Annotated in this window: 8 protein-coding genes; 5 read left to right on the top strand and 3 right to left on the bottom strand. The window is 67.6% G+C overall.

The window, feature by feature from the left end; translation table 11 throughout:
- Nucleotides 1–155 precede the first annotated feature (155 nt).
- Nucleotides 156–3,767: a beta strand repeat-containing protein gene (locus RH90_RS11935; RefSeq protein WP_010185901.1), complete on the bottom strand. Its 3,612-nt coding sequence runs from the start codon at nt 3,765–3,767 to the stop codon at nt 156–158.
- 1,012 nt (nt 3,768–4,779) lie between these two features.
- Between RH90_RS11935 and RH90_RS11925 the strand changes: the two genes are divergently transcribed.
- The 5 genes from RH90_RS11925 to RH90_RS11905 all read left to right on the top strand — a co-directional run bounded on the left by RH90_RS11925 (nt 4,780) and on the right by RH90_RS11905 (nt 12,146).
- Nucleotides 4,780–6,435: a carboxylesterase/lipase family protein gene (locus tag RH90_RS11925; protein ID WP_010185900.1), complete on the top strand. Its 1,656-nt coding sequence runs from the start codon at nt 4,780–4,782 to the stop codon at nt 6,433–6,435.
- Nucleotides 6,436–6,482: 47 nt separating this feature from the next.
- The gene (locus RH90_RS11920) at nt 6,483–7,433 is read left to right on the top strand and encodes an alpha/beta hydrolase (protein WP_010185899.1); all 951 of its coding nucleotides are present in this window, start codon (nt 6,483–6,485) and stop codon (nt 7,431–7,433) included.
- The gene (locus RH90_RS11915) at nt 7,433–8,161 is read left to right on the top strand and encodes a hypothetical protein (protein ID WP_010185898.1); all 729 of its coding nucleotides are present in this window, start codon (nt 7,433–7,435) and stop codon (nt 8,159–8,161) included. The genes RH90_RS11920 and RH90_RS11915 overlap by 1 nt, the downstream gene beginning before the upstream one ends.
- Nucleotides 8,158–9,585: a family 43 glycosylhydrolase gene (locus tag RH90_RS11910; protein ID WP_010185897.1), complete on the top strand. Its 1,428-nt coding sequence runs from the start codon at nt 8,158–8,160 to the stop codon at nt 9,583–9,585. The genes RH90_RS11915 and RH90_RS11910 overlap by 4 nt, the downstream gene beginning before the upstream one ends.
- A gap of 65 nt (nt 9,586–9,650) precedes the next feature.
- On the top strand, nt 9,651–12,146 hold the full coding sequence (locus tag RH90_RS11905; protein WP_010185896.1) for a glycoside hydrolase family 9 protein: 2,496 nt from the start codon (nt 9,651–9,653) through the stop codon (nt 12,144–12,146).
- A gap of 24 nt (nt 12,147–12,170) precedes the next feature.
- Here the strand turns inward: RH90_RS11905 and RH90_RS11900 are convergent, their stop codons facing one another.
- Together RH90_RS11900 and RH90_RS11895 are read right to left on the bottom strand one after the other, a co-directional pair.
- Nucleotides 12,171–14,069 carry an NPCBM/NEW2 domain-containing protein gene (locus tag RH90_RS11900; RefSeq protein WP_010185895.1) on the bottom strand — a complete coding sequence of 633 codons (1,899 nt, stop codon included), beginning with the start codon at nt 14,067–14,069 and terminating at the stop codon, nt 12,171–12,173.
- A complete protein-coding gene (locus RH90_RS11895) occupies nt 14,069–15,172 on the bottom strand; it encodes an alpha/beta hydrolase (RefSeq protein WP_010185894.1) in 1,104 nt (367 codons plus the stop codon). Before RH90_RS11895 ends, RH90_RS11900 begins: the two co-directional genes overlap by 1 nt.
- Nucleotides 15,173–15,268 lie beyond the last annotated feature (96 nt).

Below are 15,268 nucleotides of genomic sequence, written 5' to 3'. Positions count from 1 at the left end.
CCAGATCGCCGGACTGAGCAGCGCTACCCCCCTAAACGCCCAAACCCTCCGACGTGCCGCAGCACGGGAGGGTTCGGTGTCCCCGCGCCTGCCAGCAATGGCGGTGCGGGACGGTAACGGATCGCCGGGGGCCGGAGCCCCCGGTGACGTTGGTTTCAGAAGCCGAAGCCGACGCCCGCGGCGCCGCCGCCTTTGCCACGCGAGTTGATCACCGCCCCGGCCTTGAACACGACTTGACTACTCGGGCTCGCCTTGGAGACGCCGATCGCGAAGCCCTGTTCGCCGCCCCAGGTGCTGACGCCGCCGCCGATGATGCCCATGCCGGGGCCATAGGCCTGCGGGATCGTCGCCAGCGCCATCGCCGCCGCCGTGCCGCCATTGGCGTCGCGGCGCAGGTTCCGCAGGTCGAAGCCGACCTGGTTGAGCCGCGCATCGGTATAGGCGTTGGCGGCGCCGAGCGTCTGGTTCATCCCGCTCGTCAACTGCGCGAGATTGACCGCGTCGCTCGGCATCGTGCCCGCGGCGACATTGGTGATCTGCCGCGCGGTCGTGGCGTTGCCGACCGAGACGCTGTTGTCCCGATCCGCCAGCGACCCGCTGCCCAGCGCCACGCTGTTGGCGCCGTTCGCAGTCGCTGCCGTGCCGAGCGCGACGGCATTGGCGCCAGACGACACCGCCCCGCCGCCCGCCGCGATCGCATTGGCGCCGCTGGCGACCGGGGGCGCGTTGCCCGCGGTGTTGTTGACCTGGAAGAAGCCCGCAGTGCCGTTCTGCAGGCGGGTGATGTTGGTCGTGTTGGTGGCGATGTTGGTGGTATTGACGGCGACCTGCTGCCCGACCGCATTGAGCTGCGCGCCGTTGACCGCCTCGGTCGAGGTTGCGCTCACCGCGCCTGCTGCGACATTGGCGAGCCGCGTTCCCGCCGCGCCGGCGAGCGTGATCGTATCGCGCGGGCTTCCGGCGGCACCGTCATAGGTGACGACCCGGTCGGTCAGGGTGTTGATCGCATCGACGCGGCTGTTGACGGTGCTGATGCTCGCGCCGAGGCCCGAGATCGCGCTGCCGACGTTGGTGTAGGTGCTGGTCGTCGTCGCGCCGCCGGTACCGACCGTGGCGACCTGATAGGTCGGCGCGGTGACGCTGCCATCGGCGTTGACGGTCGATCCCCCGCCGAGACCGCTCGCCACGCTCGTGCCGAGGTTGGTCACGCGCGTGTCGACCGCCGCGACCGCCTGGTTGGTCGCGTTGAGCTGTGCGCCGTTGACGGCGTCGGTCGAAATCGCGGTGACGTTGCCCGCCGCGACATTGGTCACCACCGTACCGGTCGCGCCGCCAAGCGCGAGCGTGCCCTTGGTGGCATCGGTATAGCGCACCGCGAGCGGATCAGCGGTCCCGTTGGCGATATTGCTCGTCAGGTTGGTGATGGCCGTGGTGTTGGCACCGACCTGCTGGTTGGTCGCGAACAATTGCGCGCCGTTGACCGCGTCGCTCGAGGTCGCGCTGAGGGCGCCCGCGCCGACGTTGGTGATCACCGTCGGTGCCCCCCCGCGCGCTGCAGTGAACGCGTTGAGATTGGCGTCGAACAGCAAGGCATTGCCCTGCAAGGTCGAGACCGTCGTACTCAGATTGGTGATGTTGGTCGTGTTTGTGGTGACCGCGCCGTTGGTGGTGAAGAGCTGTGCGCCCGTCACCGCATCGCTTGACGTGGCGCCGAGCGCTGCCGGCGCGACATTGGTGATCGTCGTGGGAACCCCGCCGCGCGTCGCATCATAGGCGTTCAGCCCGGCGTTGAAGAGCAAGGCATTGCCCGAAAGCCCGGTGACCGTCGTTCCGAGGTTGGTGATGTTGGTCGCATTGGTCGTCACCGCGCCGTTGGTGGCGAACAGCTGCGCCCCGTTGACGGCCTCGCTCGACGTGGCGGTCAATGCGCCCGCCGCGACATTGGTCACGGTCGTGCCGGCGACGCCGCCGAGCGCGAGGTTCGCCCGGGTGGCATCGGTATAGCGCACTGCGAGCGGATCGGCGGTGCCGTTGCCGATATTGGTCGTCAGATTGGCGATCGCGCTGGTGTTGACGCCGACCTGGGTATTGGTCGCGAACAGTTGCGCGCCGTTGACCGCATCGGTCGAGGTCGCGGTCAGCGCCGCCGGCGCGACGTTGGTAATCGCCGTCGGAATGCCGCCCCGCGCCGCGTTGAAGGCGTTGAGCGTGGGATCGAACAGCAGCGCGTTGGCCTGCAGGCCCGTCACCGTCGTGCCGAGATTGGTGATATTGGTGGCGTTGGTCGTCACCGCGCCGTTGGTGGTGAAGAGCTGCGCGCCCGTCACCGCATCGCTCGACGTCGCGCTGAGCGTCGCCGGCGCGACGTTGGTGATCGTCGTGGGCGCCCCGCCGCGCGTGGCATCGAAGGCGTTGATCCCGGCGTTGAACAGCAGCGCATTGGCCGACAAAGCGGTGACGGTGGTGCCGAGGTTGGTGATATCGGTCGCATTGGTCGTCACCGCACTATTGGTGGCGAACAGTTGCGCGCCGTTGACCGCGTCGGTCGAACCCGCGGCGAGCGCGCCCGGCGCGACGTTGGTCACCACGGTGCCGGTCGCGCCACCGAGCGCGAGCGTGCCCCTGGCGGCATCGGTATAGCGCACCGCGAGCGGATCGGCGGTGCCGTTGGCGATGTTGGTGGTGAGGTTGGTGATCGCCGTGGTGTTGGTCCCGACTTGCGCATTGGTCGCGAACAGCTGCCCGCCATTGACCGCGTCGGTCGACGTCGCGGTCAGTGCGGCGGGCGCAACGTTGGTGATCGTCGCGGGGGCACCCCCGCGCGTCGCGTCGAAGGCGTTGAGCGCGGGATCGAACAGCAGCGCATTGGCCTGCAGACCCGTTACCGTGGTGCCGAGATTGGTGATCGTGGTGGCGTTGGTCGTGACCGCACCGTTGGTCGCGAACAATTGCGCGCCGGTCACTGCATCGCTCGAGGTCGGGCTGAGCGCGGCCGGGGCGACGTTGGTGATGCGCGACACCGCCCCGCCCCGCAGCGCACTATACGCGCCAAGGCCGGCATCGAAGGTCACTGCATCGACCGGCGTCAGGCCCGCCGTGGCGGCGCGCAACTGGGCCACGTTCACGCCGTCGCTATCCGCCGACCCGCCGGCAAGCCCGGTCAGACGGCGGTTGCCGATATTGACCTCGGCCGCGGCGGCGCCGCCGACGAGATAGGCCGGGTCGGCGAGCGTGGCGCCGCTCGCCAGCGAATTCTGCCCGAGCGCGACGCTGCCGAGCGCGCCCGGCGCGGTCACCCGCGCGCCTGCGCCCAGCGCCACCGCGCCGAACGCCCCGGCGGCGGTGTTGGCGGCATCCCCGAAAGCGATCGCGTTCGCTTCCGCCGCGCTGGCGACGAGCCCGGTGCTGCCGAGGCCGCTGATCCGGTTGCCACCGATCGCCAGCCCTGCCGGGGTTCTGAGCGTATAGCCATCGGCTTGCGATACGCATCGCGGCGTCGTCGCGAGGTCGACCGCATTCCCGTTGATGTCGAGCACACCGAGCGCGATCGGCGCGCCGGCCGCCGCATTGGTCAACGCCGTGCTGAGGCCGAGATCGACCGTTCCCAAGGTGAGCGTGCCGAGCGTCCGCTCGAGTGGGGCGATCACGGGGGCTAGGACGTTGCCGGCGATGCCGGTGACGACCGATCGCGGCAGACTGACGCCCGAGCAGACACCGACGACCGCTTCCTGCGCATGCGCGCGCGGCCCGATCATCGTCGCCAGCACGATCGCGCCCGCCGAAACGAGCGCGCGACGCGCAAAGCGCGGCCGGTTTGCGGTTTCACGCGTCTCTTCGCCCGGTGCGGAAGGCTTATTCTGGAAAGGAAATACATGGCGCTCTAAAAGCTTCGACCGTACGACATCATCACAACTGGCAGGACAAGAGCTGGTGGCCGCCCGATCAGTGACTTTCCTGTACTGTTCTAACATACTGACTCTCCTCGTGGGAGTCGGCAGCATGAGAAGCCATCAATACCAAATTCTTAACAGGTTTTATTGGCTATTTTAATCATGATTTGACGCCAATACTTCTCGTGAACATAAAACAACTCCGCCTCCGTTTTCCGTTATCCCGGAAAAGGAGTTTTCGATTCCTGATGAGACGCTGCTCGCCGCGTCTTAATATCGTTTTTTGTCAAATACTAACGTGCATATGCTTCTCCACCTGAACCCGACGCTCTTGCCGGACTGTCGCTATGTCCGCGCGTTCGGCCGACGTTTCGCAGACCAACACCGCGCCGATCTGCCGGTCGAGTATGCGATAGTGACGGGAAGCGAGCGATTTCTATCTGCGTTCGCTTCGACCAAAGTCGAATGGATCTGCAACGAAAGTATGGCGGCTCTGCCGTTCCCATATCGTCCCATCTGCGGACCGCACGGGCGGTTGGCTCCGCCTGCCCGCTCGCAGCCGGCGATGACACCACATTGCTCGATCGAATACGCGTCGGGCAAGCGACGATTAAAGCTTCCGACGAACCCGTTCGCTCGTGAGGGATGCCAATGACCGATTCCCGGCAGAGCGGACTCGCCGCATCGCGCGCCCCGATCCGACGAGCCGACGTATTGATGAAATGACGGCCGGGACGCCCGTCGACACGTCTTTTGTTGTCCGACTATTGACGCGTAAGCAGCCCCGAGCCTAGCGTCTCGAATCACCGGTAACGCTAACAAAGCGCGATCGGCGCATCGGCACATAAGAGAAACGTCGGCACGGAAACGACGATCGACAGGAGATTGGATGTCTGAAACCGGGCCCCTCGTTCGCCGGCGTGATGCGCTGTTCGGCTCGGCCGTGGCCGGTCTCGGCATCCCCCTTGGCTTCGCACCCGCCGCCGGCGCCATGACGGCGCAGCGCGCTGGAAGCTGCACGACGCCGCCCGACGCAGTCGCGCGGACGCAATACGGGCCAGTGCGCGGCTATGTCGCCGACGCGGTGTTCACCTTCAAGGGTATCCCTTATGGCGCCGACACCGGCGGCGAGAACCGCTGGCTTGCCGCGAAGCCACCGGCGCGCTGGAGCGAGCCGCTCAATACGCTCGCATACGGCGCCAATTGCCCGCAGACGCTCCATCCGTTCCGCGCGGTCGAGCACACCTTCCTGCAGCAATGGACCGACGGGTTCCTCGGCGAGGACATGCTCAAGCTCAACGTCTGGACACCGGCGCTGAGCGGCAAGCACCCGGTCATGGTCTATTTCCACGGCGGTGGGTACAGTTTCGGCTCGTCCTACGAACTCGCCTCGCACGATGGCGCGCAGATGGCGCGCAATCACGACGTGGTGCAGGTTTCGATCAACCACCGGCTCAACGTGCTCGGCTTCCTCGATCTCACCGAGGTCGGGGGCGCCGCCTATGAAGAGTCGGTCAACGTCAGCATGACCGACTGCCTGGCCGCGTTGCGCTGGGTGCGGGACAATATCGCCGCCTTCGGGGGCGATCCCGATTGCGTCATGATCTACGGCCAGTCCGGCGGCGGCTCGAAGGTGACGACCCTGCTCGGCATGCCGGGCGGCAAGGGCATGATCCACCGTGCGGCGGTCCAGTCGGGCGGCGGCGGGGCACTGCCGACCGCCGAGCAGTCACGCGACTTCGCGCGGCGGCTAATCCGTGAGCTCGGCATTGGCGCGAAGGACATCACGGCGTTGCAGAAGGCCGACTGGAACACGCTGTACACCGCCGGCCAGAAAGTGGCGGCGCAGATCAACGGCCCGGCGGGCGCGATGCCGGGACCATCGGCCACGCCACGCGTCGGCTGGGGGCCGACACTCGACGGCAAGGTGATCGAGCTGCGGTCCTATTCCGACGTCGCGCCGCCAATATCCCGCGCCGTGCCGGTGATGATCGGCAATGTCAGCGAGGAAGGCATGGGCTTCGGCTCGAACCCGAGCGAGACCGAATGGCGCGCTGACCTGACCAAGAAGTTCGGCGGTGCGAAGGCCGATGCTCTGATCGCGGCGATGAAGCGTGCGCATCCGGAAAAGGCGATCCGCACTTTATCCTATGGCGTCCAGGGGCTCGCCGCGCGCAACCGCGTCCAGCAGATGGTCAAGCTGAAGCACGACCAAGGCGGCGCGCCGGTCTATCAATATCTGTTCCAGTGGCAGTCGCCGCAGCTCGATGGCGTGGCCGGGGCATGGCACACCGCCGACCTCGCCTTCTGCTTCGACAATGCCGCGCGCTGCGATCAGGCGACGGGAAACACCCCCGCGGCGCAGCGGCTCGCCCGGACGATGAGCACGGCCTGGGCAACGTTCGCGCGAACCGGCAACCCTAGCCAGCCCGGCCTCGCCTGGACACCCAGCGATCCGGTGCGCTGCCAGACGATGGTGTTCGACGATCACTGCCGGATGGTCGACGATCCCGAAGGCGAAGCACGCCGCATTCTGCTCGCCTGAGAGCGATGTCCGTACGGCGCCGAAAAGACCTGCTGAGGGGAATGGGCATGGAAATACGACTGACCGCGCTGCTGGTGGCGGCGCTGCTCGCGACGCCGCCGGCGCAGGCGCAGGACGCGCGGATGCTCCCGATGGCAGCGCCACCTGAACCGGGCGCGATCGCGCTGCACACCGGCGGCGTGCAGGGCTCGGCCGCCCCCGAAGCGTGGTTCCGCCAATACGGTGTCGCGATGACGCGCAATGTCAGCACGGCGACGCTGACGCCGTTCCTGCCCGACCCCGCGCGGGCGAGCGGCGCGGCGGTGATCGTCGCGCCCGGCGGCGGCTTCCTGATGCTGTCGATGGAGAATGAAGGCTGGCGCGTCGCGCGCGCGCTCGCCGACCATGGGATCGCCGCCTTCGTCCTCAAATACCGGCTCAAGCCGACCCCCGCCGGGATGCCGCAGTTCGAGCAAGCGGTGACCGCGATGTTCGCCAGCGCGGGCCGTTCCGATACGCGGTTGCGGCCCGATCAAGCGGCCGCGGGTCTCGCCGATCCGATCGCCGACGCGCGCGCGGCTTTCGCGCTGGTGCGCGGCCATGCGCGCGAATGGCATATCGACCCCGCGCGTGTCGGGATGATGGGGTTCTCCGCGGGCGCGATGACGACAATGGCGGTCGCGGTGACGGCGCCCGAACTGCGGCCGGCGTTCATCGCGCCGATCTACGGATCGATGGAAGCGGTCACCGTCCGCCCCGATGCGCCGCCGCTGTTCGCGGTGCTCGCCGCGGACGACCCGCTGTTCGCGCGGAAAGGGCTCGGGTTGATCGATTCCTGGCAGCAAGCGGGGCGGCCGGTCGAGTTCCATCTGTACGGGGAAGGCGGGCACGGCTTCGGCCTGGGCAAGACCGGCACGACCAGTCTGGGCTGGTTCGACGCCTTTCTCCGCTGGCTCGAGATGAGCGGCATCTCCACCGAACCGCGCCCGCAATCAACGCTCACGGCAGGACAGCGATGATGGCAAGGCTTCGGACCGCGCTGGTTGCCGATTTCCCGCTGGTCGCAATGGCGCTCGCGCTGTCGCAGCCGGCGTGGGCCGCGCCCGATACCCCGGCCGCCGCCACCGGCCTGGCCCCCTTCTTCACACCGGCCGGCGCCCGGCCCAAGGCGACCGACGCGGACGGCTTCGTGCAACGCTGGCTGCTGCTCGAGCCGATCGCCAAGCCCAACCGCAGCAACGCCGGCTTCACCGCGGACTATGTCCGCACCGCGCTGACGCAATCGCTGCCCGCGGGACAGGTCGATGCCGTTCCACGCGACGGCGCGCTGCAAGCGGGTACGCCGCTGCGCTGGCATGCGCTCGACACGAGCCTGTTCGACGTCAAGCTGTTCAACTTCGCGCAGGGGCTCGGCAAGCCGGTCTATGGCGTGATCTTCTGGGCGACGACGGTGGTCGATGCGCCGCGCGAGATGCGCGGGGTGCGCCTCGCGGTGGGCTCGAACTCGGCGTCGATGTGGTGGGTCAACGGCACCGCCGCCGCCGGCCTGTTCGGCGATCGGCGGATGGTGATGGACGATGTCCTCTCCAGGCCGCTGACGCTGCACAAGGGCCGCAACGTCATCCGCGGCGCGGTGATCAACGGCCCGGGGCTGAGCGATTTCTGCGTCCGCTTGCTCGATGCCGAGGGACAGCCGATCCGCGACCTCACCACGACCTTTGCTGATCCGCGCGGGAGCCGTTCATGACCTCGACCGCGCTACGCGCCGCCTCGCTCCTGGCCCTGCTCGCGCTGCCCGGCGCTGCGAGCGCGCAGCTCGCGGGCGAACCCTTCATCCATGATCCATCGACGATCGCGCTGTCGGACGGGAAATACTATACTTTCGGCACCGGCCGCGGCGGGCTGGTGTCCGACGACGGCTGGACCTGGCACAGCGGCGGAATCCGCCCCGGCGGCGGCGTCGCGCCCGACATCATCAAGCTCGGCGATCGCTATTACGTCGCTTATGCGGTCGGCGGCGGCGGGATGAACGGCGGCCATGCGAGCCTCGTCAAGGTGATGTGGACCCACTCGCTCGATCCCAAATCGCCCGCCTTCGGCTATCATGACGTCGGCACCGTGGCATCGAGCGACGGGGTCGAAGACGCCGATGCGATCGACCCTGCTTTCCTTTCCGCCGAGGGGCGGCTCTGGCTGAGCTACGGCACCTATTTCGGCTATATCCGCATGGTCGAGCTCGATCCCGAGACCGGCGCGCGTCTGCCGGGCAACCAGCCGGTCGATGTGGCGATCGACATGGAAGCCACCGCGTTGTTGTACCGCGATGGGTGGTATTATCTGCTCGGCACGCACGGCACGTGCTGCGACGGCCCTAACTCCTCGTACAACATCCGCGTCGGCCGCTCGCGCACGCCGACCGGGCCGTTCGTCGACCATATCGGCGTGCCGCTGCTCAAGGGTGGCGGCAGACTGGTCGTCGCAGGCCGCGGGCGCGCGTACGGCCCCGGCCATTTCGGGCTGATCGATCTGGGTGACGGGCTTCAGAAATTCTCGATGCATTACGAAGCCGATATGGACCGCGGCGGCCGCAGCGTGCTCGCGATCCAGCCGTTGCTATGGCGCGATGGCTGGCCGGTCGGCGGCGAGAATCTTCGCCCCGGCAGCTACGAGATCCAGTCCGAACGCAGCGGCGGCGCGCTGCAGCTGGCGGTCGACGACACGCGAATCGCATTCGATGCGCGCCGCAGCTTCTTCGCGGTGCCCGGCGCGCCCACCGGCCCGATCCCCAACCAGACGCTCGCAGAGGATGCGGCGCACTGGCCGGCCGGCCCGATCGCGGTCGACATGGGCGACTATCTGATCCGCCCCCACCAGCAGTGGAGCATCGCGCCCGCGGACGGCGCCGGCGGCTATTTCGGTGCGCCCTATTACAGGATCACGATCAACGGCACTGGGCGTGCGCTCGCGGTCTCGGGCGACGAGGTCGTCACCGTACCCGTCTTTACCGGCGCGCCCGAACAATTGTGGCGGATCGACCAGCTCACCGATGGAAGCTACCGGATCACGCCGCGCACGATGATCGGCGCGAAGGCCCCCCTGGCGCTGGTCGCGATCGGCGCCAGCACCCCCGCCCTCGCACGCTTCGATCCCGCCAGCCCGTCCGGACGCTGAACCTTCAAGACGCCGTGACGCGCCAAGCGCCCGCCGCCCCGCCCCTCGCATCGCAAAGAGACACGATGAAAAAGATCCTGATCGGACTGCTCGCCACCGCCAGCATCACCTCCGCCTCTATCGTCCACGCGCAATCGCTTACGGTCAGCCCCGCCAAGACGCTCGAGACACAGGGTCTCAGCGTGATCGTCGACCAGAACGAATTCAGCCCGATCTTCTTCGACGAGAAGAATGCGGGAATCCAGATCGTCCTGCACGGCAACCGGATCGCGACCGATGGCGCGGTCCGCCTAAGCCCGACCCCCGAGCAATGGAGCCCGGTGCCGCTGTTCGTCAGCCGGACGCTCGGCGCCGAGCCCAATCAGATAGTGGTGCGCTCCGCGTTCAAGGAACAGAACCTCGCTTATACGGTGAAGGTCACCGCGGAGGGCCAGGGGTTTCGCATCGCGGTCGATCTCGACCAGCCGCTGCCGCAGGCGATGGCGGGCAAGGCCGGCTTCAACCTCGATTTCCTGCCGACCGCCTATTTCGGCAAGACCTATCTGATGGACAGCGGCCCCGGCCTCTTCCCGCGTCACCCGGTCGGTCCGATGGCGAAGGACGGCTCGGGCGACCCGCTGCCGCTCGCATCGGGCGGCAAATCGCTCACCCTGTCGCCCGAAGACCCGACGACGCGCGTGACGATCACCTCGGACGGCGCGCCGCTCGCGCTGTACGACGCGCGTGCCCGCGCGCAGAACGGCTGGTTCGTCGTGCGCTCGCTGATCCAACCCGGCGCGAAGGAGAATGCGGTCGTCTGGCATGTGCGCCCCAACGTCATCAAGGATTGGGTGCGTCCCCCTGTCGTGGCGTTCAATCAGGCGGGGTATACGCCGGGGCGTAACAAGGTCGCGCTGATCGAGCTCGATCCGAATTTCGCTGCGCCCGCCGATGCCGAGCTCGTCAAGCTCGCCTCCGACGGCAGCCGGCAGTCGGTGCTGCGCGCGAAGCTCGAGCCGCGTGGCAAATGGATGCGCTACCGCTACGCCGCGTTCGACTTTTCGAGCGTGCGCACCCCCGGCATCTACGCCATCGCCTTCGCCGGACAGACGACCAACCCGTTCCGCATCGCCGACGACGCCTATGGCCATATCTGGCAGACCTCGCTCGACACATTCCTCGCCGAACAGATGGACCATGTCGGCGTGCGCGAGCAGTATCGCGTGTGGCAATCGCCGTCGCATCTCGACGATGCGCGCCAGGCGCCCGCCAACCACGTCCATTTCGACGGCTACAAGATGGGCCCGAACCTCGATTCGCCGTTCAAGGCGGGCGAGCACATTCCGGGGCTCAACGTGGGCGGCTGGCAGGATGCCGGCGACTATGACATCCAGACGCCCGACAACGCCTGGGTCGTGCGCGATCTGGTGTGGGGCCGCGAGATGTTCGGGCTCGACTGGGACGAGACGAGTATCGACGAGCGCGCGCGCGCGGTGGAGATCCGCAAGCCCGACGGCGTGCAGGACTCGCTCCAACAGATCCGTCACGGCACGCTGCAGCTCCTCGCCCAGTACAAGACCTTCGGCCATGCGATCGTCGGGATCGTCGACCCCGAATTGCGCCAATATGCGCATCTCGGCGACGCCGGCTCGCAGACCGACCGGATGATCTACGATTCCAAGCTCGGGCCACTCGACAGCAATGGCCAATATTCGGGCGTGCCCGACGATCGCTGGGCGTTCACCACCGATCTCCCCGCCAATGATCTCTATGTCGCGGGCGCGCTCGCCGGGGCGAGCCGCGCGCTGCGCGACCTCGACCCGGCAATGGCCGCCGAGGCGCTGGCCACCGCCAAGGCGATGTGGGCGAAGCAGCAGACCGTCCAGACCGACAGCGGCACGGGCCGCGAAACCGCATTCGCGCCGCGCTCGCCCAATGTCGCCAACGTCATGGCGACGGTCGAGCTGATCCTGACCACCAAGGGCAATCCGCGCTACACCAAGCGCCTGCAGCAGCTGCTGCCGACGATCCGCGAGCGGTTCGATTGGGCGGGCGGCGCGGCGGTGCGCGCGATCCCCTATATGGATGCGGACTATCGCGCACAGCTCGCGCCGCTGGTCCGCCAGGCGAAGACCAAGGTCGATGCCGGGCTCGCCAGCAATCCGTTCGGCGTGCCGGTCAGCGAGGGATCATGGGCCGGCTCGAACCAGGTCGCCACCTTCGGCACCACGATGTATCTGCTGCACAAGGCCTTCCCCGAAATCGTCGGCCCCGAATATACGCTCAACGCGCTCGACTATATCCTCGGGCGCCACCCGGCGACCAACCTCTCGCTCGTGTCGACGGTCGGGACCGAATCGAAGCTGATCGGATACGGCCACAATCGCGCCGATTACAGCTTCATCCCGGGCGGGATGGTGCCGGGGGTGATCATCATCAAGCCCGATTTCCCCGAACAGAAGACCGACTGGCCGTTCCTCTGGTTCGAGAACGAATATACGGTGAGCACGACATCGGCGTACATCCTGGCCGCCAATGCCGCGATCGACCTGACGCGTGAGCAGACTCGGGCGAAGCGCTGATCGCCGGGGCCACACCCTGCAAGGTCAGCGCAGCAGCGCCGCCTCCGACCAGCTCACCGGGTCGGGGAAGCGCATCGCGCTCGGCGTGCGCGCGACCAGCTCGATGATCTTGGCGCCACGCACGTCGACGCGCAGCGGCACGACTGGATCGCCGAAACGCATCGGTGCCGACTGGCCGCGCAGCCTGCCGTCGGCATAGACGGCGAAGCGGACAGGCTGGCTGCGATCGCGCGCCGAATCATCGACGCCGACCAGCGCCGAGAAGGTCGCAAAACCGTGGTTGCGCACCTCGATCCGCGAATTGGCAAGCGCGCCGATCCCCGTGGTGAAGCGCCGGCCGGCGACTTGCAGCGTCTCGCCATAGGGCGTGCCATCGGGCTGTGCCCCGCCCCAGCCGCCGTAACGGGGATGGTCGCCGTCGCCGCGCGTACCACGCCACGGCAGGATGCCGCGATGGATCAGCGGCTCGTGCTCGGGCACGGTGACGCCGTCGACTGCGGGATTGACGCTGCCGGGTTGCTCGGAAAGGTACATCCCGGTCGCGAGCGTGCGCGTGCCGTGCGCGGTGAAGAGCAGCGTCTGATGCGGCGCGAGCGCGAACTTGCGCTCGCCACGGAAGCGGATGCCCGTGCCCTGCCACAAATCGTCGAGCGCGATGTCGGCATCGCCGGTGAATTTCAGATGATCCGCCGTCAGCACCGCCTCGGCAGCGGCAGCGGTGCGGTTGAAGATCGCCACCGCTTTGTCACCGCTGGCCAGCGTCTTGACGAGGATCTGCACGTCGTCGGAATCATAGGCCAGCACCGCCTGATTGCCCGCCGGGTCCTGGTCGAGCGCGATGATCCGCGCATTGCCGAGCAGGTCGAGCATCGCCTTCGGCGCCTTGCGCAGATCGTAGCCGATGAACAGCGGCGCGTTCTCCATTGCCCATAAGGCGAAGTGCGACTGCGCCTCGGCCTGATGCTGCGGATCGAAATCGCCGGTGCCGATGAACAGCATGTCGGGATCGTTCCACGATCCGGGATGCGCGTACAGCGCACGGCGCGAGACGCTGTCGAAATTGTGCAGCATCCGCGACCAGCTCGGCGAGATATCCTCACTGGTGCGCGAGATGCTGCCGACGTCCTTGCCCCAGGCGCGCACGTCGGCGGCGCCCCACAGGCAGATCGAATAGACGAAATCCTTGTCGGGATTGTAGCGTTTGAGCGCGGTGTCGACCGCCTCGTACAGGCCGCGCACCGCGGCGATATCGCTGTGCCCGACCGACTCGACATCGACCAGCGGCGGAAACGCGCGATACTGACCCGATCTGACGCGCGGCTCGCTCGCCGGCAGGCCGCGCACGCCGCAGCCGTCGACCTTGATCAGGTCGAAGCCCCAATCGCGGAAATACAGCGCGATGTCCTGATCGACATGGCCGTACAGGCCGACCTCGCGCTCGAGCACGCTGCCTTCCGGCATGTTGGGCATAATCGAGGTGAACACCTGGCCACAGGTGTTGCGGCCGATGTCGGAATAGATGCCGGCCTTGAGCCCCATGGCGTGGAGCCGGTCGGTGAACGGCTTGAAGCTCGTCTCGCCCCCGGTTCCCGCCGCCGAGGGGAAGGTCGCGGTGCGAATGAGCATGCGCCCGTCGGGCTGGCGCCGCTTGAGCCACCAGCCGTCATCCACATCGATATAGCGATAGCCCTTCGCCGCGAGCCCCGAATCGACGATGATCTTCGCCGAGGCGAGCACCTTCTCCTCGCTCACGTCTTCATAGAATGCGTTCCAGCTGCTCCAGCCCATCGGCGGAAGCGTGGTCGCGCCGTCCTGATACGCGCTCCAGCGGCCGGTCGGCACGAGCGGATCGGTCTGCGCGAGTGCCGGCGCCGAGGCCGCCAGCAGGGCCCCGGCGCAGAGCCGCAACGACGTACGGCGCATCAGCGGGTCGCCTTGGTCATGAGCGCCTTGCCGAAAAAGGGCAGCACGAAATCCTGGAAGCGCACCGCGACATCGCTGGTGTGCGTGCCGGGATAGACGGTGAAGCTGTTGGCGATGCCGTAGCGATCGAGCGCTTCGTGCAGCTTGGTGGCATCGCCCTTGAGCCCGTCCTGGTCGCCGACGTCGATCGCGATCGCGCGATACTGGCGCAGATTGCCGACATATTGGTCGAGGAACGCGAGCGGCGCGTTGGCGGCCCATTTGGCGACGACGTCGGGCTGGACGACCCCGTTCCGGGTCGGCAGGTCGAGATAGAAAGGCGGGTTCTGCGGGTCGGGCGACCAGGCCGCGGCGCTGGCGAACTGCGCACGCGCCAGGAACGGGAGCGCAGCCGCCGCCTCGCGCGTGCGCACCGCCTCCAGCGTCGCGCCCGCCTTGGGATCGAATTGCGTCGCGTCGCGCGCCGACAGGCAGCACGGACTCATCATATAGATCGCGCCGAACACCTCGGGATGACGCATGCCGATCCGCGCGGTGCCATAGCCGCCCATCGAATGGCCGGCGAGCCCGCGGCTGCGCCGGTCGGGGATCGTGCGATAATGCGCGTCGACATAGGCGACGAGATCGCGCGCGATGAAGGTCTCGAAATCGCCCGTGGTGACCGAACTCGAATACATCGAGCCGTTATGCAGCGTCTTCGAATCGGGCAGCACGACGATCATCTCCGGCGCGCCCTTGGCGAACGCGCCCTCGATCGTTTGCGGCACGTGGATCTCGCCGATCCATTGTTCGGCGCCGATCGAATACCCGTGCAGCGCGTAGAGCACGGGATAGCGACGGTGCGAATCGGCAGCGTAGCTCGGCGGCAGCACGACGAGCACGTCGCGCTCGGCCGATTCGCCCTCGAGATTGCCGACGATGCTCGGCGCATGGACCTTGATCCGCGCGACCGTCACCGCGGCTGCGCCGGCGACGGGCGGTGGGACATGCGTCGCCACCTGCGCGATCCCCGGCGCCGCGCCGAGCAGCAGCGCGGCGGCGCTCGCCAATGCCAGCATCGCGCAGCCCCGCACCGATGCCCGCCCGCTATTACCGATCCGCATCCGTCTCACCCCTCGCCCACCGCGCGCTCCCAGCGCTTTCGGGTCTTGTCCGTCTAATGATGGAGTGCGTCAATGGCCCCGGCGTTCGCCCGCGCG

It is taken from the genome of Sphingomonas sp. PAMC 26605 (assembly GCF_000241485.1).
Lineage (GTDB): Bacteria > Pseudomonadota > Alphaproteobacteria > Sphingomonadales > Sphingomonadaceae > Sphingomonas.
The sequence above is the reverse complement of the archived record's forward strand: the minus strand, read 5'-3'. Positions and strand labels throughout refer to the sequence as shown.

Coding starts and splice junctions, on each gene's coding strand:
- RH90_RS11900 (WP_010185895.1), bottom strand. CDS start 14,069: ATGCGCCGTACGTCGTTGCGGCTCTGCGCCGGGGCCCTGCTGGCGGCC.
- RH90_RS11910 (WP_010185897.1), top strand. CDS start 8,158: ATGACCTCGACCGCGCTACGCGCCGCCTCGCTCCTGGCCCTGCTCGCG.
- RH90_RS11925 (WP_010185900.1), top strand. CDS start 4,780: ATGTCTGAAACCGGGCCCCTCGTTCGCCGGCGTGATGCGCTGTTCGGC.
- RH90_RS11905 (WP_010185896.1), top strand. CDS start 9,651: ATGAAAAAGATCCTGATCGGACTGCTCGCCACCGCCAGCATCACCTCC.
- RH90_RS11895 (WP_010185894.1), bottom strand. CDS start 15,172: ATGCGGATCGGTAATAGCGGGCGGGCATCGGTGCGGGGCTGCGCGATG.
- RH90_RS11915 (WP_010185898.1), top strand. CDS start 7,433: ATGGCAAGGCTTCGGACCGCGCTGGTTGCCGATTTCCCGCTGGTCGCA.
- RH90_RS11920 (WP_010185899.1), top strand. CDS start 6,483: ATGGAAATACGACTGACCGCGCTGCTGGTGGCGGCGCTGCTCGCGACG.